Source organism: Pararhizobium sp. DWP3-4 (genome assembly GCF_049898205.1).
Classification (GTDB): Bacteria; Pseudomonadota; Alphaproteobacteria; order Rhizobiales; family Rhizobiaceae; genus Pararhizobium.
Genome location: NZ_JAFCXF010000017.1, coordinates 25261 through 45074, shown reverse-complemented (window position 1 = coordinate 45074; position 19814 = coordinate 25261). Strand labels below are relative to the sequence as shown.

General features: G+C 60.6%; 14 protein-coding genes. 2 read left to right on the top strand and 12 right to left on the bottom strand.

The window, feature by feature from the left end; genetic code table 11:
• The first annotated feature begins 18 nt into the window (after nt 1-18).
• On the top strand, nt 19-2121 hold the full coding sequence (locus ACP7E6_RS26830; RefSeq protein WP_426232845.1) for an NAD(P)-binding protein: 2103 nt from the start codon (nt 19-21) through the stop codon (nt 2119-2121).
• 227 nt (nt 2122-2348) lie between these two features.
• Here the strand turns inward: ACP7E6_RS26830 and ACP7E6_RS26825 are convergent, their stop codons facing one another.
• The 5 genes from ACP7E6_RS26825 to ACP7E6_RS26805 all read right to left on the bottom strand — a co-directional run bounded on the left by ACP7E6_RS26825 (nt 2349) and on the right by ACP7E6_RS26805 (nt 8139).
• Complete coding sequence (locus ACP7E6_RS26825; protein WP_426232843.1) at nt 2349-4256, bottom strand: bifunctional sugar phosphate isomerase/epimerase/4-hydroxyphenylpyruvate dioxygenase family protein; 1908 nt, start codon at nt 4254-4256, stop codon at nt 2349-2351.
• Entirely contained in the window at nt 4253-5140 is an 888-nt protein-coding gene (locus ACP7E6_RS26820) for a shikimate dehydrogenase (RefSeq protein WP_426232842.1), read from the bottom strand. Before ACP7E6_RS26820 ends, ACP7E6_RS26825 begins: the two co-directional genes overlap by 4 nt.
• Nucleotides 5141-5206: 66 nt before the next feature.
• Nucleotides 5207-6220 (bottom strand): TRAP transporter substrate-binding protein, encoded by a 1014-nt coding sequence (locus ACP7E6_RS26815; protein ID WP_426232840.1) that lies wholly within the window; start codon nt 6218-6220, stop codon nt 5207-5209.
• A gap of 67 nt (nt 6221-6287) precedes the next feature.
• Nucleotides 6288-7568 carry a TRAP transporter large permease gene (locus ACP7E6_RS26810; protein WP_426232838.1) on the bottom strand — a complete coding sequence of 427 codons (1281 nt, stop codon included), beginning with the start codon at nt 7566-7568 and terminating at the stop codon, nt 6288-6290.
• Nucleotides 7569-7578: 10 nt separating this feature from the next.
• Nucleotides 7579-8139 carry a TRAP transporter small permease gene (locus tag ACP7E6_RS26805; protein ID WP_426232836.1) on the bottom strand — a complete coding sequence of 187 codons (561 nt, stop codon included), beginning with the start codon at nt 8137-8139 and terminating at the stop codon, nt 7579-7581.
• A 283-nt stretch (nt 8140-8422) separates the two neighbouring features.
• On the opposite strand from ACP7E6_RS26805, the gene ACP7E6_RS26800 reads away from it, so the two are divergent.
• Nucleotides 8423-9061 (top strand): TetR/AcrR family transcriptional regulator, encoded by a 639-nt coding sequence (locus ACP7E6_RS26800; RefSeq protein ID WP_426232834.1) that lies wholly within the window; start codon nt 8423-8425, stop codon nt 9059-9061.
• A gap of 13 nt (nt 9062-9074) precedes the next feature.
• Here ACP7E6_RS26800 and ACP7E6_RS26795 read toward each other — a convergent pair whose 3' ends face one another.
• From ACP7E6_RS26795 to ACP7E6_RS26765, 7 genes are all read right to left on the bottom strand, one after another.
• Nucleotides 9075-9866, bottom strand: coding sequence for an ABC transporter permease (locus ACP7E6_RS26795; RefSeq protein WP_426232832.1), 792 nt, complete (start codon nt 9864-9866; stop codon nt 9075-9077).
• Nucleotides 9863-10732, bottom strand: coding sequence for an ABC transporter permease (locus tag ACP7E6_RS26790; RefSeq protein ID WP_426232830.1), 870 nt, complete (start codon nt 10730-10732; stop codon nt 9863-9865). Before ACP7E6_RS26790 ends, ACP7E6_RS26795 begins: the two co-directional genes overlap by 4 nt.
• A gap of 59 nt (nt 10733-10791) precedes the next feature.
• Complete coding sequence (locus tag ACP7E6_RS26785) at nt 10792-11970, bottom strand: ABC transporter substrate-binding protein (protein ID WP_426232828.1); 1179 nt, start codon at nt 11968-11970, stop codon at nt 10792-10794.
• A 50-nt stretch (nt 11971-12020) separates the two neighbouring features.
• Entirely contained in the window at nt 12021-13106 is a 1086-nt protein-coding gene (locus ACP7E6_RS26780) for an ABC transporter ATP-binding protein (protein ID WP_426232826.1), read from the bottom strand.
• Between the two features lies 1 nt (nt 13107).
• Complete coding sequence (locus tag ACP7E6_RS26775; RefSeq protein WP_426232824.1) at nt 13108-15171, bottom strand: hydantoinase/oxoprolinase family protein; 2064 nt, start codon at nt 15169-15171, stop codon at nt 13108-13110.
• On the bottom strand, nt 15168-16862 hold the full coding sequence (locus ACP7E6_RS26770; protein ID WP_426232822.1) for a hydantoinase B/oxoprolinase family protein: 1695 nt from the start codon (nt 16860-16862) through the stop codon (nt 15168-15170). The genes ACP7E6_RS26775 and ACP7E6_RS26770 overlap by 4 nt, the downstream gene beginning before the upstream one ends.
• Before the next feature lie 118 nt (nt 16863-16980).
• Nucleotides 16981-19680, bottom strand: coding sequence for a LuxR C-terminal-related transcriptional regulator (locus tag ACP7E6_RS26765; protein WP_426232820.1), 2700 nt, complete (start codon nt 19678-19680; stop codon nt 16981-16983).
• Nucleotides 19681-19814 lie beyond the last annotated feature (134 nt).

The window sequence follows — 19814 nt, the reverse complement described above, 5'->3', positions numbered from 1 at the left end:
GGGGACGACGGCCCGAAGATGACAAGCGATCCTCGCTATGACGTGCTTTTTGAGCCGGTGAAAATCGGGCCTCTGACGGCACGAAATCGCTTCTACCAAGTCCCCCACTGTTCCGGCATGGGTTATCGCTATCCCAATGCCGAGGCGCAGATGCGCGGGATCAAGGCGGAAGGCGGCTGGGCGGTGATCTCGACGCAGGAAGCGGAAATCCATCCCACGTCAGACCTCACACCGGCCAATGAGGCCAGGCTGTGGGACGACGACGATATCGGCGCGCTTTCGCTGGTCGCCGGCAAGATCCACGCGCATGGCAGCCTGGCGGCGATCCAGCTGGTTCACAACGGGCTGCACGTTGCCAACCGTTTCAGCCGGATGATCCCGCTTGCCCCGTCGCATGTCGTCGGCGATGGGCTGGACCCGGTTCAGGCGCGGGCCATGGACAAGTCCGATATTGCCGATATGCGCCGCTGGTACCGCAATGCCGCCATCCGCGCCAAGCAGGCCGGCTTCGATATCATCTACATCTATTCCGGCCACGACATGAGCGTGATCCAGCACTTCCTGTCGCGCAGGCACAACCATCGTACCGACGAATATGGCGGGTCCTTCGACAACCGGCTGCGGCTGTTCCGGGAGATTCTGGGCGATGTCCGGGACGTTGTCGGCGACACCTGCGCCCTTGCCGTCCGTCTGGCCGTCGACGAACTGCTTGGCCCCTCGGGCATTACCTGCGAGGGCGAAGGACGCGACATTATCGAGGCGCTGGCCGAGGTGCCGGACCTCTGGGACGTCAACCTGTCGAACTGGTCGAACGACAGCCAGACGTCACGGTTTTCAGAGGAAGGTTTTCAGGAACCCTATATCCGCTTTGTCAAATCAGTGACCACCAAGCCTGTCGTCGGCGTCGGGCGCTACACTTCGCCGGACAGCATGGTGCGGGTGATCAAGCGGGGTATCATGGATTTTATCGGGGCGGCGCGCCCCTCCATTGCCGATCCATTCCTGCCGCTGAAGATCGAGGAAGGCCGTATCGACGATATCCGCGAGTGTATCGGCTGCAACATCTGCACATCCGGCGACAACACATCGGCTCCGATGCGCTGTACGCAGAATCCAACCGTCGGCGAGGAATGGCGCAAGGGCTGGCATCCGGAAAGGATCCCAGCTTCGGAGACTGCCGATGCCGTGCTCGTCGTCGGAGGCGGACCTGCAGGACTTGAAGCGGCACGGGCGCTGGCACAGCGCGGCCTCGACGTTACATTGGCTGAAGCCGGCCGCGAATGGGGCGGCCGGGTCAGCCGCGAAAGCCGGCTGCCCGGGTTGGCCACATGGGCACGCGTGCGGGATTGGCGGGTGGGGCAATTGAAAACCTACCAGAATGCACAGATGTATCTGCAAAGCGCGCTGAGCGCCGACGATATCTTTGCATACGGCATCCCCCATATCGCCATCGCCACCGGCTCGCATTGGCGCTCCGATGGTGTCGGGCGCACCCACTGTCTGCCGTTGGACTATCTGCAGGCGGGTGTAACCCTATCTCCTGATGCCTTGCTGAGCGACGGGGCGAAGGCCGTTTCGGTCGATGGTCCGGTGGTGATTTTCGACGATGACTGTTTCTACATGGGCAGCGTGCTGGCCGAACTGCTGGCGGCGTCTGGGCGGAAAGTCACGTTTGTGACGCCGGAGGCTCAGGTCTCCCCCTGGAGCAATCACACATTGGAACAGGCCCGGGTGCAGCGGCGGCTGATCGATCTGGACGTGACGATCATCCCCGCCCACTGTCTTGCCGGCCGCACGGCCGGGACCCTCGAACTGGCTTGCATCTACAGTGGCAAGACGCGGTCGATCGATTGCGCCGCCCTCATCCCGGTCACGGCCCGCCTTCCCGACGAAAGCCTGTGGCTGGATCTGACTGCCCGCCGAAGCGAATGGGCGGACGCGGGCATACAGTCCGTGACCCGCATCGGCGACTGTCTGGCGCCGGGGCTGATCGCGGCGGCGAATTATTCGGGCCATCAATATGCGCGGGAGTTCGGAACCACACCGTCGAGAGATGCCGTGCCCTTCCTGCGGGAGGACATTGCGATGATCCGGTCAACCCTTATGGCTGGGACCATTTAAGGTGGTCTCGTTTCCGGGCCGCCGCTGGAGGGCACGGACAATGCCTGGATTAATGCAGCTGCTTCGCCGCGAGCGGTAATTCCCGGTGATCAAACGGCAGAAGAGCCCGCCGGAACCTGCTGCGGGCTCCTTTTCACAGAATGTTAAGTGTCAATTGCCGTTGACGTAGACGACGGAAAACGCATCTTCGTAGGCTAGAAGAGGGGTCTGATTGGCTTCAAGAGGAACTACTTCTGCCGTTTCTGAGCAACGGCGGGCATGCCTTCCGGCCGGATCTGCTTTTTGAGCGCAGCGATGCGGAAGATGGCATTGGCGGCACCGTAACCGCGATAGCCGCGGCGTTCGACGATCTCGAAGAAGAAGCCTTCGCCGTAGGTGCCACTGTAGAGCTGGAAGAATTCGCCGTGCTCGTCGCGGTCGTAGAGGATGTTTTCCATTTTCAGCCGCTCGCTCAGCTCCGGGGCGAGGCCGAACCGAGCTTCTACGTCGTCGTAATAGTTGGGCGAAATGTGCAGTGGCTGGAAGCCGTTCCGTTTCAACGCTGCTGCCGTGGCGAAGATATCGTCCGTGCTGAATGCCAGATGCTGGATGCCCGATCCGAAGGTTTCGGCAATGAAATGACCGGCAAGCGTGCGGCGGTTTTCCGCGCCGTTCAGGGTGACGCGCAGGGTGCCTGCGGCATTCTCGATCACCTGGCTGCGCACGACGCCGGCCGGGTCGATGATATCCACCATCGGCGTCTTCTGCGTCTCAAAGATAGCGGTATAGAATAGAAGCCAGGTCGGCATTTCCTCATAGGCGACCGTCTGGGCGATATGATCAATGGTGCACAGATGTGCCGGCTGGCTTTCGTTCTCGTCCGTGACAGGGACAAAATCGATATCCCAGATGCGGCCGAGATCGGCTTTCCCGTCCAGCAGGTAGATCAACCCACCGCCGACTCCGCGAATGGCCGGAATTGCCAGTTCGCCGGTGCCGACCGGCTGGCTGAAGGGTTCTGCCCCCAACGCCACCGCCCGCGCCATGGCCTCGCCGGCGTCGCCGACCACGAGCGCCACAGCATAGGCCGACGGTCCGTGGACTGCGTAGGACGCATTGGCAAAACCTGCCCGCTCGGTGTTGACCAAAAGCCGGATGTCGCCCTGGCTGTAGACCTGCACCTGCTTGCTCTTGTGCTGCGCAGTGTTGCGGAAGCCAAGTGTGCGCAGCAGGGCGATCAGGTCCGTGGCGTCGGTGTCATCGAGGGAGAATTCGACGAAGCCGACGGTCTTCACCGCCGCGCGTTCCGGCATCTCGGCAACTGTGAGGCCCGACGCGTTCGGATTGCGCCGCACGCGGTCACCCAGCGTGATCAGCGAGCGATAGCCATCGGCAGCAATCGCCTTGGCGGAGCCGCCGCGAAACTGGTCGTTGAAGATTTCCAGTGAGAAGTAGCCGTCATAGCCCGTTTCGGCGATCGCGGTGGTAAAGGCGGTGACCGGCAGGTCACCTTCGCCCGGCATGTTGCGGAAATGGCGGCTCCAGTAGAGCAGGTCCATGTCGATCAGCGGCGCGTCGGCCAGCTGGACGATGAAGATTTTTTCCTTGGGGATCGAGCGGATCGAATTGATGTCGATCTTGCGCGCCAAGGTGTGGAAGCTGTCGAGCATCAGGCCGATATTGGGGTGATCGGCCCGCCGGACGATTTCCCACGCATCCCGATGGTCGAAAATATGCTTTCCCCAGGCCAGCGCCTCGTAGCCAACCCTCAGGCCACGTTTGGCGGCGCGCTCGCCGAGTTCATGGAAGTCCGCCGCTGCCCGGTCGATGCCACCCAGCGACACCGGCGACACATTAGAGCAGACCAGCACGAGATCGGTGCCGAGCTGCTGCATGATATCGAACTTGCGTTCGGCGCGGTCGAAGGTACGGGTGCGATAAGGCTCCGGCATGCCCTCGAAATCGCGGAATGGCTGGAACAACGTGATCTCCAGCCCATGGTCGCGAACCATCCGGCCGACATCCGCCGGGCTGCCGTCAAAGGCCAGGAAATCGTTCTCGAAGATTTCGACGCCGTCAAATCCTGCCTTGGCGATTGCCGCCAGCTTTTCCGGAAGCTCGCCGCTGATCGATACGGTGGCGATTGAGGTCTTCATTGCGAATCCTCGCTTGGACGGCTTCCAGACGTCAGATTGTCGAAATGCCGCATCATCCGGTAGGCGTCCGGCTTGCGTCCGGTGAAGAGGCTGAAAGCGCCAACGGCCTGGAAGACGGCCATACCACCACCATCCAATACCCGGCATCCCCGAAGCCTTGCCGTCTTCAGAAGCTCGGTTTCGAGCGGGAAATAGACGATTTCAGCCACCCAATGGCGGGGTGAAAGCAGTTCAGGCGGAAGCGGGACACCGGGATATTTCGCCATCCCGGTCGGGGTCGCATGGATCAGGCCGGATGCTGATCCCATCGCTGCCGCCAAGTGATCGGGTGCCGCAATTGTTGCTTCCGGGAACAGCGCGGACAGAGCCTGCGCCAGTTGGGTCGCCCGCTCCGGTGCGAGATCGAACACCGCGAGGTTTTTCAGGCCAAGCGACAGGATGGCATAGGCGGTGGCGACACCGGCACCACCCGCACCGATCTGGACCGCAGCCTCAAGATCGGCATCAGGCAAGCCGCGCCGAAAACTCTCGGCAAACCCCCACCAGTCGGTGTTATGACCGTATCGCCGGCCGTTCCTGAGAACGACGGTGTTTACGGCATTTAATGCGCGTGCCTCGTCGGAAAGTTCGTCCAGATAGGGGATCACCAGCTGCTTGCAGGGATGGGTAATGTTGAGGCCGCTCAAACCGCGTTGCTCCGCCTGGTTCAAAAGATCCGGCAAGCTTTCTGGCGTCAGGTCGAGCTGGTTGAGGTCGATCAGTTCGTAATCATAGGTAAAACCTTGGGCAGCGCCTTCCTGCATGTGCATCGCCGGTGTCAGCGAAGCCTGGATGCCCGCGCCGATCAATCCGGCTTTCAAGGGTTTCAGACGTGTTTCGACCATTGCAGCAGGTTCCGTGATTGTCGGGAGAAATGAGCCGGCCCACCCAAAGGCGGGCCGGCGAAGGCATTACTGGCCGCGGGCCGCCGCAAGTTCCTTGAAGAGCAACGAGACGGTGTCAGGGCCGATTTCGCCGCTGAACTTGTCAACCAGCGGCTTGACGGCGTCGCGCAGCTTCTGGGTTTCTTCCGGGCCAAGCTCGGAGACTTCCATGCCGGTTGCCTTGATCTCGGCCATCGCCTTGGCATCCACCTCGCGCGAAACCTTGCGCTGATAGTCGCGGGCTTCGATCGCCGCCGACTGGATGACAGCCTTTTCCTCGTCGTTCAGCTTGTCCCAGAAGGCCTTGCTGATCAGCACGATCTGCGGATTGTACTGGTGACGGGTCACCGTCATGTATTTCTGCACTTCGAAGAACTTGGCGTTGAGGATGTTGGCGGCCGGGTTTTCCTGGCCGTCCACAGTGCCGGTTTCCAGCGCCGTGTAGAGTTCGGTATAAGGCAGCGGAACGGCATTGGCGCCGAGGCCGTTGAACAGCTCGATCGGGATCGGAGATTGCAGCGTGCGGATCTTCAGGCCCTTGATGTCTTCGAGCTTGGTGACCGGATGACGGTTGTTGGTGAGATTGCGGAAGCCCAGTTCCCAGTAGGCAAGGCCAACGAGGCCGGTATCCGGGAGTTTATCGGACAGGCTCTGGCCGAACGGGCCGTCCATGACCTTGTCGGCTTCCTCGCCGCTGTTGAACAGGAACGGCAGGTCGACCGCGCCGAACGCCTTGACGTTGCTCGCCAGAATGCCGGCATTCAGCACCAACATCTCGACGACGCCACCCTGCAGCGACGAAACGGTCTGCACATCGCCGCCGAGCACGCCGCCCGGAAACAGTTTGACGTCGATCTTGCCGCCGCTCTTTTCCTTGACGATCTCGGCAAACTTTTCCATGCCGGTGACTTGCGGATGGCCTTTATTGTTTGCACTGGCAAATTTCACCGTGGTTTCACGGATTTCGGCCGAAGCGGTACCCGCCAAAAGCATTGCGGGCAGAGCGAGCCCCAACGCCATTTTCATCATCCTGTTCAACATGTTTTCCTCCCAGATTTTGGCCGGTGTTTCCCGGCCGGTTGAATGGTTTTAACAAATGCCTTCCGCCTCAATGTCCGAACCAGGCAACCGGTGCCATCACCAGTTGTGGGAAGAGAACAAGGAGGAAAAGCACGATCAGTTCGGCGATCAGGAAGGGCATGACGCCCTTCATCAGATCCTCCATCGACAGCTTGGAAACGCCGCAGATGACATTGAGAACCGTGCCGACAGGCGGAGTGATCAGGCCGATGGAATTGTTGATGATGAACAGGACGCCGAAATAAACGGGATCAATGCCCGCCTGCTTGATGACCGGCATCAGCACGGGCGTCATGATCAGGATCGTCGGTGTCATGTCCATGGCGGTGCCGACCAGCACGATCAGCACCATGATGGCGATCAGCAGCAGCGTTTGGTTGTCCATCAGCGGCTCAAGCAGCGCGACGAGATCGCCGGGCACATCCGCAACCGTGATCAGCCAGGCGGAGACGGCAGCACAGGCAACGAGGAACATCACCACGGATGTGATCTTTGCCGCCGCCACGAAGACGTGAAACACCCGGGACGGCGGCAGCTCGCGATAGATCACCATGGCGACGAACAGCGAATAGACGGCGGCAACAACACCGGCTTCCGTCGGTGTGAAGACACCGAACTTCAGGCCGAAGACGATGATTAGCGGCAGCATCAACGCCCAAATGGCATCGACGAAGGCTTTCAGGCGGACTGCACCGCTTTGCCGGGGCGGCAGCGCGAACTGCTCCTTGCGCGCCACCAGAAGCCAGGTGACGCAGAGCGCCAGCGCAATCAGCAGGCCCGGCACGATACCGGCCAGGAAGAGTTTGGTGATCGAAACGCCGCCGATCACGCCATAGAGGATGAAACCGATGGATGGCGGGATGATCGGGCCGATGACCGAGGCGGATGCCAGAAGGCCGCCGGTGCGGGCCGGGTCATGGCCCGATTTCAGCATCATCGGGTAGAGCAGCGCGCCGAGCGCTGCCGCATCCGCCACCGCAGAGCCGGAAAGGCTGGAGAGAACACAGGCGGCAAAGATCGCCACGAAACCCAGTCCGCCACGTACATGGCCGACCAGCGCCATGGCAAGATTGACGATCCGGCGCGACAGGCCGCCGGTGTTCATCACCTCGCCAGCCAGAAGAAAGAACGGCACGGCCATCAGCGGAAAGCTGTCGGCACCATTCATCACATTCTGCGCGACGATCTGAGCATCGAAAATGCCCATATACATCATCAGTGCAACGCCGCTGAGGATCAGGGCAAAGGCAATCGGCACGCCGAGTGCCATGGGACCGAGAAGTGCACCGAGGAAAATCGTCAGGGTCATGGTGTTCTCCTCAGATCTTCGCGCCGGTGACGGCTGGCGGTGCGGGGTGATCGTCGAGAGCCACCTGTTCCTCGCTGTCACGGACGAACTCGGCGGTGGTCACGTCGATGCGGCCGGTCGCGACGCAAAACGCGTCCCAGAGGATGATGAGGAAGGTTGGGATTCCGAAGGCCAGGCCGGCGCCATAGAAGAAGCCCATGGACAGGCCGGTTGCAGGCATCGTCGCCGGTAGGTTGATGATCGTCTGTGTCCAGCTGCCGCTGATCATCAGCGCGGTTGCCAGCAGCATCAAACCCTGCCCCGCCAGAACGGCCAGCTTGGCGCCGACCGGCGGCAGACGCTTGATCAGCGAATCGACGCCGAGATGGCCGTGTTCGCGCATGGCAACGACCGCACCCAGGAATGTCAGCCAGATGAAGAAGACCCGGGATAGTTCTTCGGACGAGGTAATGCCCTGATTGAAGGCATAGCGCAGCACGACATTGCCGAACACCAAAACGACCATGGCGGCGAGCAGCAAGGCGATAATCGCCTTCAGGCCCAGAAAATAAAAATCGATGATGCGTGTCATGCCTGTCCCCCAAATGGATTCCGTCGTGGCGATTGTGCGTCCTGTGCTGCATCCGCAGCGGCCGCACAATGCCGTGACCAGGTATCCGCACTGGCGCCTCCTCCTCAGGGATAACCGGTGCGAGATTAAAATGTACGAACTGGTACGTATGTCAAGAGGCATCTATTGAAAGCACGCTGTAAGCTGACTATGACTTGATGGGCATACGGGGTAACCGGATGCGGATTCGCGTGTGGGAGACATGTGGACGGACGAGCGAGGCGCCGGGAGGGAGCGGCGGAGCATGGCAAGCAAGGCTGAAAACGGCAGGAAAAACGATCCGCAACGCACGCAGGAGAACATCCTTGAGGTGGCGACGGAAGAGTTCTCCACGCATGGCCTTGCCGGCGGGCGCGTCGATGCCATTGCCGAGCGGACCCGCACGTCCAAGCGCATGATCTATTATTATTTCGGCAGCAAGGAGGGCCTCTATCTTGCGGTGCTGGAGCGCTCCTATCGCAAGATCCGCACGCTGGAGGCGGACCTTCAGCTCTCCAATCTGGAACCGGAAGAGGCGTTGCGGGTGCTGATCTCGACCACCTTCGACCATGACGAGGCGCATCCGGATTTCGTGCGTCTGGTCAGCATCGAAAACATCCATCATGCCGCCCATATGCTGCGCTCGGAGGCAATCCGCGACCTCAACGTCTCCGTCATCGAGACGATCGCCGGTATTCTTGAGCGTGGCGTCAACCAGCGTGTCTTCACACGCCAGGCCGATCCGATCGACATTCACATGATGATCAGCGCGTTCTGCTTTTTCCGCGTTTCAAACCGCTACACTTTCGGCTCGATCTTTCGCCGCGATCTCTCCGAGCCCGGCACGATCGAACGCCACCGCACGATGATTGCCGATGCCGTTGTCGGTTACCTGAAAGCGTAAGAGCCCGTCTGGGTCAGTTCCGGCGCAGCATGAAATGCAGCGAGGCCAGGGCAACACAGGCCACCGAAACCAGGAAAATCGCGCCCGACATCGCGTAGATCACCGGTGATGCGCCCGAGTTCATTTTGCCGAACAGAACCACCGGCAAAGTGTTCTGGCGACCGGCCAGATAGAAGGCGCGGGTGAATTCGTTGAGCGACAGCAGGAACGAAAAGATGAAGGCGCTGATCAGGCCAGGGCGAATCAGCGGCAATGTAATATCGACGAACTGGCGCCACCATGTCGCGCCGAGATCGGCCGCAGCGGTCAGATAGGAACGGCGCACGGCGGCGAAACTGGTGAGAATGACGATGAACGCGAAAGGCATCGCCCACAACAGATGTCCGGCGATCACCGTCAGGCTCGAGGCCTTGATGCCGCTGCGCGTGAAGACGGCAGATAGCGCAAGTCCCTGGATGACCCCCGGCACGAACATCGGCAGGATCACCGTCAGGAACCAGGCCGTTCGCCGTGCCCGCAATTCGAAATAGGCAAGGGCTGCCAGCAGCGACATGCCGGTCGCCAGTACCGCCGTTATCGTCGCGATCATCAGCGATTGCTGCAACGCCCCGACAAGCGCCCGGTCATTCGGGAGTGCCGCATACCATGTGAGGCTGAGATCGGAGAGGCGCGGCAGGCCGGGCTGCAAGGCCGGATTGAAGGATGCTGCCAGCAGATAGAGCGGCGGCGCATAGATGACGATCAATCCGGCGATGGTGATTGCCCAGAGCAGGACGCGGTTGGATAGACCTTCCCGGATCATCATGGCGACTGATCCTCAAACAGTGAGGCAAGCCCGAAAATGCGGTTGCCGATCAGCACAAGACCGAAGATCACGATCAGCACGATGGTGGAAATGGCGAAGGCCAGCGGGTAGTTGGCGACGCGCATGACGTCGTTGATCATCACCGAGACGATCGACGCTCCGGCACCACCCAGCATCTGCACCTCGGTGGAGGAGCCCACCACCATGACGAAAACGAACAGGAAGCCGGCAAAGATGCCGGACATGGTCAGCGGCAACAGGATGCTGGTCAGGCTTTTCCAGAAGCCGGCACCCAGATCCTGGGCCGCGGCAAGAAAGGCCGGATCGACGCGGCGCATCGACAGGAGCAGGGGGAAAGTCGCAAACGGCAGATAGGAGGCGACCAGCCCGACGACAACAGCAAAATTGCTGAACAGTAGCCAGTCGAGCGGCGCGTTGGTGATGCCCAAATCCTGCAGCCAGGTATTGAGCACCCCGGTACGCCCAAGCACCAGCCGCCAGGAGAAGGATCGGATCAGATACGATGTAAAAAAGGGAATAGTGATCAAGGCCAACAGGATGATGCCGAGCCTGCGACCGGCGAGGAAATGTACGGCATAGGCCGTCGGATAGGCGATGAGCAGGCAGAGCAGCGCCGTGGCGAAGGCTTTGACCAGCGTCGAGACGATCACCGTCCAGCGCCACGCTTCCAGTATGCCCGCATATCCAACGAGGCTCAGGTCTGGCTTGATCCAATAAGTCGAGGGATCCCAGCTCCAGAAACTCCAGACGACAACGATGGTCAGCGGCGCCAGCCCAAACGCCAGGATCGCCAGCAATGGCGGCGTCATCAAAACCGATGAAATTGGCAGGCGCGGTCCGGTCATGGTTGTCCTTAAAGAGCGGGCGGTAGCGGCAAGGCGTTTGCCGCTACCTGTCATCAACTTCAGGCGTTGCGCAGCTTCTGCCACCATTCTTCGTAGAGCTGGAAATTGTCCGGCCGGGCATTCTGCCAATAAATCTTGCCGGCAAACTTAGCCTTCACGTGTTCGGCCAGCTTCTCGACCTCCTCCGGCTTGTATTCATCCGGGTGGGCCTTGGCGTAGGCGACGTTGTTATCCGTCGGCACGAGATAGCCGCGCGCCTGGCCGAGTTCGCATCCGTAGAAGCCTCCGAGCAGACCATCGACGAATTTATGGGCGGTGTCCGAAACACCGCGATCGCCGGCGCCCTTGAGCAGAACCATGTTATTGCCCCAGCCCTCGTAACCTTCGACGGGGGTGGCATATTCCACCTGGAGCCCGCGCTTGCGGCCTTCGTAGACGATCGGCTCCCAGCCGGTCATGGCATCGACTTCCTGATCGGCGACGAGCTGGACGCCCTGCTCCCAGCCGTTCCAGAAGGTACGGAACTGGCCGTCGGACTTGTGCTTGATCAGGAATTCCATGACCAGGCCAAGTTCGGACTCAGACAGATTGCCGGGATCGGCGATCGGCTGGTTTTCGCTTTCCTTCAGATACATCGCGGTAAAAATGGCGCTGTTGATCCAGGCATCTTCCATCGCCACGCGGCCCTTCAGTTTCGGATCGAAGATCGCGCCATAGCTGTCGATCTTGCCGAGCTTGTCGGGGCGGTAAATGATCGAGTCGGCATTGACCACGGCCGGAATGCCGTACTGCTTGCCCTCATGTTTCAGGTAGGGAATGTCCTTTGCCCATTGCCAAAGGCTTTCATAGTTGGGGATCTTGGCGGTATCCCAGGGAATGATCACGCCCTGGCGTGCCAGCTCCTTTTCGGCACCACCCTGGAAGCCGCCGATATCGAAGAGATCGTTGGCATTGCCGGCGGCCAGCCGGGCGATGACCGGGCCGAGATCATTGCCATTATCGGTGAATTCCGGCGTGACGCCGGTCTGCTTGGCAAATTCCGGCCATTTCTCGCCGATATCCAGCGTTGCGGTTGCCCAAAACGCCACAGTAGCATCATCCTGGGCGGCAAGGCGCGAGGCGAAACCCAAGCCGCCTGCCGACAGCGCAATACCGCCCGCCCCCATCAGCTTTAGGAAGTCACGCCGTTGCACATTGCTGTGTTGCCGGGGCAAAAATGGCCTGCTCTGTTTTGTCATGATCATTCCCCTTTTGGTTTTTGGCATGCATTGAATGTTGGGCTCTGGTTTCATCCTGCCGGCGGTAATCCTGCGTTGGAAATCAGCACCGCTGCGTCGGGCTTGAGGCCGACGGGGACCTGTTGCCCGGCGGAAAGCTGTCCGATATCCGTGTCGGCGTCGATGGCGATCACCAGTGTCTGGCCATCGGCAAAAGCGAGTTTCAGATCGCGATGCAGACCGCGAAACGTCGTTTCGACGACCGTCAGCATCAAAGCATGCTGCAAGCCTTGCGGCGCAAGAAACAGCCGGTCGGGCCGGATGGCAATGACGCTGGCGATAGGATCGGCAGCGCCTTGTGCGCGGACTGGTAGCTTCTGGCCGGCGACGGTCGCTACCGTCTGGCCAGCGGTCGCGACCACACTTTCGGGCCGCAAAAGCGTGTCTATCCCCACGAAGCGCGCGACAAACGCGTTGGCAGGCGCCTCGAAGAAACGGGCGGGGGCATCCACTTGTTCGATCCGCCCCTTGTGCATCACCGCCATGCGATCCGACAGGCTCAGCGCCTCGTCCTGATTGTGGGTGACGAGAATGAAAGTTGCGCCGGTGCGCTTGTGCAGCCGGCCGAATTCGTCGCGCATCTGCTGGCGCAGACGTTCGTCGAGGCCGGTCAAAGGTTCGTCGAGCAAAAGAATGCCTGGTTCCATCACCAGAGCGCGGGCAAGCGCTACGCGCTGCCGCTGGCCGCCTGAGAGGAGATTGACGTCGCGCGGACCAAAGCCCGAGAGTTCGACCAGATCCAGGGCATCGTTGATCTTGGTTTCCAGCAAAGCGCCTGAGAGGCCCTTCAGACGCAAACCATAGCCGACGTTCTGAGAGACGCTCATATGGGGGAATAGAGCGAGGCTCTGGAACACCGTATTGACCGGCCGTTTGTTGGCTGGCAGATCGCCTAAGTCCTTGCCGTCGAAGGCGACGCGTCCCGAGGTCTGCCTGTCAAAGCCGCCGATGAGCTTCAGAAGCGAGCTTTTCCCGCATCCGGACGATCCGAGCAGGGTGAAGAATTCGCCGGCCTTGATGTCGAGGGTGACATCATCGAGCGCTTTGACCGGTCCATATTCCCGGCTGACACGATCAATCTGGATCGATATCGCCATCTTACCTCGCCTCACCATTGCTCTCGCGGATGATCAGGATACCCGTATCCGTCACCTCAAGCACCTGGTTTTCCAGAACGAGTGTCGTCGCCGTTGCTTCCTCCACGATCATCGGCCCCTCGATCACTTGCCCCGCTCCCAGCAGGCCTCGCTGATAGACCGGGCATGGAACCCAGCCGAGCGCTGCACCGAAATAAACATCGCGGCGGGCGGTCATGGCCGCATGGGCACTATTACCGGTTGCAGACAGTGACGGCAAGGTAATCACGGGACCGTTCAGAACAGCTTCAAGGTGAAGGGTGGTGATCTCGATTCCGGCGTTGGCCAAGCGGAACGAATAGGCGCGTTCATGTGCCGCATGAAAGCGTTCGGCAAAACTCCCGGCATCGTCACGGCGATCGAATTGGGCAAAGACGCCATGCTCTTGCCCACGATAGCGGGCCTCGACCTGGTAGGTGAAGCGGATGTCAGCATCGTGGCCCTTGGCGAAATAGGCGATGGCTTCGGCTTCGAGGTCATCGAACCGGCCTGATAATTCGTCCAGCGCCTCCGCCGTCAACGCCGAAAACCACGTGCTGCGAAAATCGGCGCGCGGTTCCGCCGCCAGCATGCCCCAGGCGGAAAAAATGCCCGGATGCGGCGGAATGATGGTTGCCTTGACGCTCAGGTCCCGGCCGAGGCGGGTGGCCAGCGCAGGTCCCGCACCGCCGCTGACGACAAAAGCCGCATCGCGTGGATCGTGACCACGCTGGACCGTCACCAGCTTCAAGGCGTTGATCATGCTGGCATGCGCAATGTCGATAATGGCGATTGCCGCATCCTCGACACTCATGCCGAGTGGGGTGGCAACGGTGGCGATCGCATCGGCTGCCTTCTGCTTGTCCAGATGCATGCTGCCACCGGCAAAGGTGGCCGGATCAAAGATGCCGACGGTCAGAATGGCGTCCGACAGCGTCGGCTTCTTGCCGCCATGTCCATAGCAGGCAGGTCCGGGAGTGGAGCCTGCACTCTCGGGCCCGACGCGCAACGCGCCCCGATCGTCGATGCGGGCAATCGAGCCACCGCCGGAGCCGATCTCGACGATATCCACCACCGGCACCTGCACCGGGTGGCCGGGGCGGATGCGGGTGTGTTCGAGCTTGTAGTCGACATTCAAGGTCGGGCGACCGCCATGAATCAGCGAACATTTGGCGGTGGTGCCACCGACATCGAGCGAAAGGACTTCGCTTTCACCGAGAGCCTCTCCGATCCGCGCCGCGCCGGCAACACCGCCCGCAGGACCGGATTCGACGAGGGTCAACGGGCTGTCCACCGCCTGATCGAAAGTCGAGATGCCGCCGTTGGACTGCATCGCGTAATAGGGGCAGGTCAGGCCGCGTTTCATCAACGCATCTTCCAGCCGCTCGAAATAGTACTGGATGATCGGCTGGACATAGGCGTTCAGCACCGCCGTGTTGGTGCGCTCGTATTCCCGCCATTGCCGCGATACGGCATGGCTGGCACAGACCGTGACCTCTGGAAGCGCGTCGGCGAGAATGCCCGCACACAGAATTTCATGTTCGGGGTTGGCGTAGCTGTGCAGGAACAGAATGGCGATTGCCTCGATCTTTTCCTCCTTGCAGCGGGCAATGATCGGCCGCAGGTCATCAAGTTCGAGCGGCAGGACAATGTGACCGGAAGCGTCGAGCCGTTCGCGCACTTCAAAGCGCAAGTCCCTCGGAACGAAGGGTTCCGGACTGTGGAACTGCAGATTGTAGAGATCGGGGCGGTTTCCCCTGCCGATTTCCAGAACGTCACGAAAGCCTGCGGTGGTGACCAGCGCTGTGCGAACACCCTTGCGTTCGGTGATGGCATTGATGACAGTCGTTCCGCCATGGGCAAAGAACGTGACATCCCGCGTTCGAAGCCCACACGTCTCTTCTGCCGAAGCGATGGCGTTGAGTACGCCGCGGGATTGATTTTTGACGGTTGTCAGGCTCTTTGCCGTGAACAGTTCGCCGCTGCGTTCGTCATATCCGACGAGATCGGTGAAAGTGCCGCCGACATCGGTTGCCAGTCTGATCATCCTGAAACCTCCGTGTTGTATCCATAAAGACTTGCCGCTTGTGCCTTGGTCAGAAAGCCGTTGCGCAGGTCCTGCTCGATCAGCAGTGGCTCGCGCTTGCAGGCTTCGCCCCATCCGCCGCCGCCGCCCGTGATGACGCGCAAGACGTCCCCCTTGTTGAGATCGATATGCGCAACGCGGCCATAGGTCCGCACAGCGCCGCCCTGCACCGGTGCGATCTGCAGGGCATTGACGGTTCCCTGCCCGCCGCCATCCATGCCCCAGGGCTGCGTCGCCGTTCGCCCGAAGCTGCCATAGGCCGATGCGCCGGTGCCGAGAATTTCGTATTCCCGGACGATACCAAAGCCGCCGCGCCGGCGCCCCGCTCCCGTGCCGCCTTCGACATTGAAGCCGTAGCGCATAACCCGTAAGGGGAACCGCGCCTCGATCACTTCGACGGAGTAATTATAGGTATCGCCATCTGTCAGCGCGATCAGCGCACCGGCGCCGTCCCGGTGTTCGCTGGCGCCCCAGCCGCCATGCTGCGGCTCGATGTGGATGAACGGCTGGCCGCTACGGTCCTTGCCGGAAATGTAGACGACGCAGAGACTGGAATAGGACCCGGCGGAAAACCGCGACGGCATCAGGGGCGCCAATGCCTTCCAGACCAGTTCCGAGGCGTGCACCGAGCCCTCGTAATACCAACCGGTCGGGGACGGTTTTTCGGCGGTGAAGATCGTTCCGGACGGCGCTATGACCGTCAGCGGCCGGAACCAGCCTTCGTTGGACGGAGCCTGGGGACCGACCATCGCCTTGACGATCGTTCTAACCGCCGACTGCAATGCCCCCCGCGCGCAGTTGATGGGTCCAGCAACAGCTGGCGGGCAGCCGGTGAAATCGATGGTGATGCCATCGCCGGCAATGGTCACAGCGACCTTGACGTGGATTGGCTCCTTAATGACACCGTCGCCATCGATAATGTCGGTTGCCTCGTAGCGGCCGTCGGGAAGAGCTGCGATCGCTGCCCGGCTGCGGGTCTCGCTGGCGTTCAGAAGATTGGCGAATGCGGAATGAACGACAGAGGTCCCGTACCGGGTGGCAAGTTCGGCCATGCGGCGTCCGGCAACCCTGACGGTTGCCACCTGCGCATTGAGGTCACCCAAAGCGACATCGGGCAGGCGGACATTCTCGCTGATAATATGCAGAATTTCATCGGAAAACACATCGGCGCGAACGATCTTGACGCCCGGCAGGCGCAAGCCTTCCTGGAACACCGATGTTGCATCCGGAGCAAGGCTGCCCGGCACAGATCCGCCGACATCCAGATAGTGGGCGACATTGATGGCGTAAGCCAGGATCTCACCACCGGCGAACAGTGGCTTGACGATGGCGAAATCGCAGGCATGGGTACCGCCGGCATAGGGATCGTTGGACAGCAGGATGTCGCCATCCGCCAGATTACCGTCGAACTTCTCGATGAGCGCCTTGACCTGCACGCCGAACGTGCCGGTAAACAATGTGATGCCGTTCATCTGGGCGACCAGTTCGCCATCCGCAGTCAAGAGACCACAGGCAAAATCGAGCACTTCGTAGATGACCGGGCTCATGCTGGTGCGGGCCATGACGATCCCCATCTCATCGACGGTCGCCATCAGCTTGCCTTCGATAATCTCCTGGGTCACAGGGTCGACAAGTCTCCCGCCGGTGGTCATCGTCTGCGAACCCTCCATGCACTCAATAAGAGCAGACTAGGAGCGTTTTCCGCCTACCGGTAGCTGGTCAGATGGGTGGTGGGTTTTTCGCCGCCTACCCGTATGGGTAGGTACTTGATTACGGCAGTAAGCCAGAGTTCCGCCCAGCCGTCACTGCCGCGGTGCGGGTGGTGACGTTGAATTTGGCAAAGATATTGCGCAGGTGAAATTTGACCGTGTTGTCGCTGAGATCCAGCTGGCGGCCGATTTCCTTGTTGCTGAGACCTGCACTCAGAAGGCGCATCACGCTGCGTTCGCGCTCGGTCAGTCCGCCAGGTTCAGCTACCGTCTTGGCAGCCGCTGCGCTCGCAGAAGCACTGTCTGCCGGGGCCGGCATTGCCGGCCCATCAAGAACATGGGCCAGCCGTTGCGATATCACCTCCGGGATTTCCATCAAGGTTGCCAAACAGCGCAGGTGGCAGGTGAAATCTGCGCCTTCGATCTGCAGGATTGCCCGGTAGTCCGCCACCGGTTGCGACAGCAGCAGGTTCGACAGGCAGGCAGCTGCCCGGTCCGGCCGATCCTCGGCCAACGACAAGCGGATGTCCAGAATCTCGAGCTCGATCCGGCGCGGCACATGGGGCTTCAACGCCTGCTGTGTTCTCATGCGATCGAACACGTCGCGTGCACGCGCATTATCGCCACGCGCGGCATAAATTCGCGTCCAAAGGAGAGCTGGAACGCAACCACGAAGGTTCAGGCTGAGATTGTTGGTCGTGTCGGCATAGGCAGTCTGCACTGCAAAGCCGCTGGCTTCGGCGTACCGGACCGCCTCCTCGACACTTCCGGTAGCGACGAGAAGCGTCACCCGTTCGCCGTCAATCAGCCGCGTCAGCCGGTCGAAGCCCCGGCGGCGAGCGGCCGATCTGGCGCTGTCAATTGCGGCGTGAGCTGCGAGCACGTCGCCGTTGAGGCGAAGCACGCGCTGTTGCGCCATGAACCCAGCCGCAAGCAGATCGAACCAGGTGTCGTGGCGCTCCAGATGAGGCAGCGCCCAGGATAAGGCTGCAGAAGCCGCATCGTGCTCGCCGCGCATCGACAGAACTTCGCTCAGCAAGACCTGACCCACGGCATCAAGATCGCTGCCCTCACCGACATTGGATTGAGCCTCGGCAATCAGGCTTCGGTAAGCATCCTCGGCGCTTGCGCTATCGCCGCTGAAGAATGCCGCCTGGCCGATATGGGTATAGAGATGCATGGCGCCGAAATCCGCGCCACCATCGCGAAATGCCCGCATGGCAAGCTGACCATAGTGGATGGCGCGATCAAGGTCCGTGCGGATGAGGAAATTGTAGGCCAGCATGTTGAGTGCCAGCGCGCGGTGAATAAGCTCGATATCGCTGCCGTAAGCCAGGTCGTCTTCCAATGCGGAAAGATCGGCGGTACTGGCCCAACGATCGGTATAAAGCGACATCAGCACACGCACCACACGCAGGTCACGTGACAATATCTGGCCGGTGCACACCCGCTCGGCGATCGCCAGATAGTGGTTGGCTGCGTCGAGCTGGCCTGCCTTGGCGCTGATGACGCAGAGGCCAAGGGTTGTCAGCGGGTAGCCGGAAAGATTTATATCAGCCGCCTTGGTGATCAATGTTTGAAACAGCAATGTGCCGCCCCGAGTGGTCGCGTAAACCCGCCGCCATCCGCCGGATGTCTCGATGATTTCAGCCGCCAGTGCCGTGTCACCGGCTAAAAGCGCGTGACGGACGGCTGCTTCGCAATCGTCGCGGGTTTGAAACCAGCGGGCGGCCCTTCGCAGGAAATCATGGGTCTCTATGCCAACCCGTACGGCCTCCTCCTTGAGGAAGCTGTTGAAGACAGGGTGGCAGCGTATCCACATTCCTTGGGCATCCAGAGTGGCGATCGGCAGCGCATAGTCTGCGAGCCGATTGAAGAGTGTGGCCGCATCCGGGCTGTCGCATATCGCTGCAGCCAGCGTGCGGCTGATGGCAGGAAGTGATGCCGTCTCGACGAGGAAATGCTGAATGTCTTCGGGTAGGCTGGAGAATACCTGTTCGGACAGATAACGGGCCATCTCGGCATTGCTGCCGTCGAAGGACTCCAGAATGGAGGCGCTATCGCTGCTTTCGGCAACGAGAACACGTACCATCTGCAGCGCCACTGCCCAGCCTTCGGTGCGCTTGTTGAGTTCGCCGATCTGTTCGCGCGTGAGTTTTTCGGCCCGTCCGACAAAGAATTCCTGCGCTTCCGTGTCCGAAAAACTGAGATCAGCAACGCCGATCTGCTTGAGTTCACCATTCAGCCGAAGTGCGGAGATGGGAAACCGTGGCGCGCTGCGGGAAATCAGGACGAATTTGACATGGGCGAGCTCTTTCGCAGCCAATAGTTTTGCCAAAAGGGATTCCGTCGCATCCGTTTGGGCAAAATGATAGTCGTCCAGGAAAAGCGTGACTGCTGCTTCGATCCGGCGCAACCGGGTGATGAGTACGGATAAAAGTGTGGCGACGGGCATGTTGCTGGCATCAAGGCCCCGCCCCTCGCCCGGGTGGAGATCTTGAAGGGCTTCCAGCAGGGCGAGGAGGAAGTGGTTTTGATCGCAATCATCGACCTCCAACGGCACCCAGACCACGTTTCCCCCGTGGTTTCTCAACAGATCGTGCCATTGCGCGGCAAAAGACGTCTTACCGTAACCGGCCGGGGCTATGATGGTCGTCAGCCGGCGCGGCGCCACACGCTGCAACTGCTGAAGCAGGTTGCGGCGCCTGACATGCTGGCCGCCATTTACCGGCGGTTGAAATCGGCTTTGCTGAGTGACCATTCCATATGTTTGCGGAGGCTGGAGCCAGATTGCAAGTTAACGATGGAAATAAGCTTCCCCTAAATTCCAAAAATCTGATCCATTTCGATTGCTCCCCAGCCAAATGCGCGAAGGTGCCAGTTTTTGTCATGGTA

What these genes read in the sequence shown, in the direction of transcription:
- ACP7E6_RS26830 (WP_426232845.1), top strand. Translation starts at nt 19, where the DNA reads ATGACAAGCGATCCTCGCTATGACGTGCTTTTTGAGCCGGTGAAAATC.
- ACP7E6_RS26825 (WP_426232843.1), bottom strand. Translation starts at nt 4,256, where the DNA reads ATGAAGACCTCAATCGCCACCGTATCGATCAGCGGCGAGCTTCCGGAA.
- ACP7E6_RS26820 (WP_426232842.1), bottom strand. Translation starts at nt 5,140, where the DNA reads ATGGTCGAAACACGTCTGAAACCCTTGAAAGCCGGATTGATCGGCGCG.
- ACP7E6_RS26815 (WP_426232840.1), bottom strand. Translation starts at nt 6,220, where the DNA reads ATGTTGAACAGGATGATGAAAATGGCGTTGGGGCTCGCTCTGCCCGCA.
- ACP7E6_RS26810 (WP_426232838.1), bottom strand. Translation starts at nt 7,568, where the DNA reads ATGACCCTGACGATTTTCCTCGGTGCACTTCTCGGTCCCATGGCACTC.
- ACP7E6_RS26805 (WP_426232836.1), bottom strand. Translation starts at nt 8,139, where the DNA reads ATGACACGCATCATCGATTTTTATTTTCTGGGCCTGAAGGCGATTATC.
- ACP7E6_RS26800 (WP_426232834.1), top strand. Translation starts at nt 8,423, where the DNA reads ATGGCAAGCAAGGCTGAAAACGGCAGGAAAAACGATCCGCAACGCACG.
- ACP7E6_RS26795 (WP_426232832.1), bottom strand. Translation starts at nt 9,866, where the DNA reads ATGATGATCCGGGAAGGTCTATCCAACCGCGTCCTGCTCTGGGCAATC.
- ACP7E6_RS26790 (WP_426232830.1), bottom strand. Translation starts at nt 10,732, where the DNA reads ATGACCGGACCGCGCCTGCCAATTTCATCGGTTTTGATGACGCCGCCA.
- ACP7E6_RS26785 (WP_426232828.1), bottom strand. Translation starts at nt 11,970, where the DNA reads ATGACAAAACAGAGCAGGCCATTTTTGCCCCGGCAACACAGCAATGTG.
- ACP7E6_RS26780 (WP_426232826.1), bottom strand. Translation starts at nt 13,106, where the DNA reads ATGGCGATATCGATCCAGATTGATCGTGTCAGCCGGGAATATGGACCG.
- ACP7E6_RS26775 (WP_426232824.1), bottom strand. Translation starts at nt 15,171, where the DNA reads ATGATCAGACTGGCAACCGATGTCGGCGGCACTTTCACCGATCTCGTC.
- ACP7E6_RS26770 (WP_426232822.1), bottom strand. Translation starts at nt 16,862, where the DNA reads ATGACCACCGGCGGGAGACTTGTCGACCCTGTGACCCAGGAGATTATC.
- ACP7E6_RS26765 (WP_426232820.1), bottom strand. Translation starts at nt 19,680, where the DNA reads ATGGTCACTCAGCAAAGCCGATTTCAACCGCCGGTAAATGGCGGCCAG.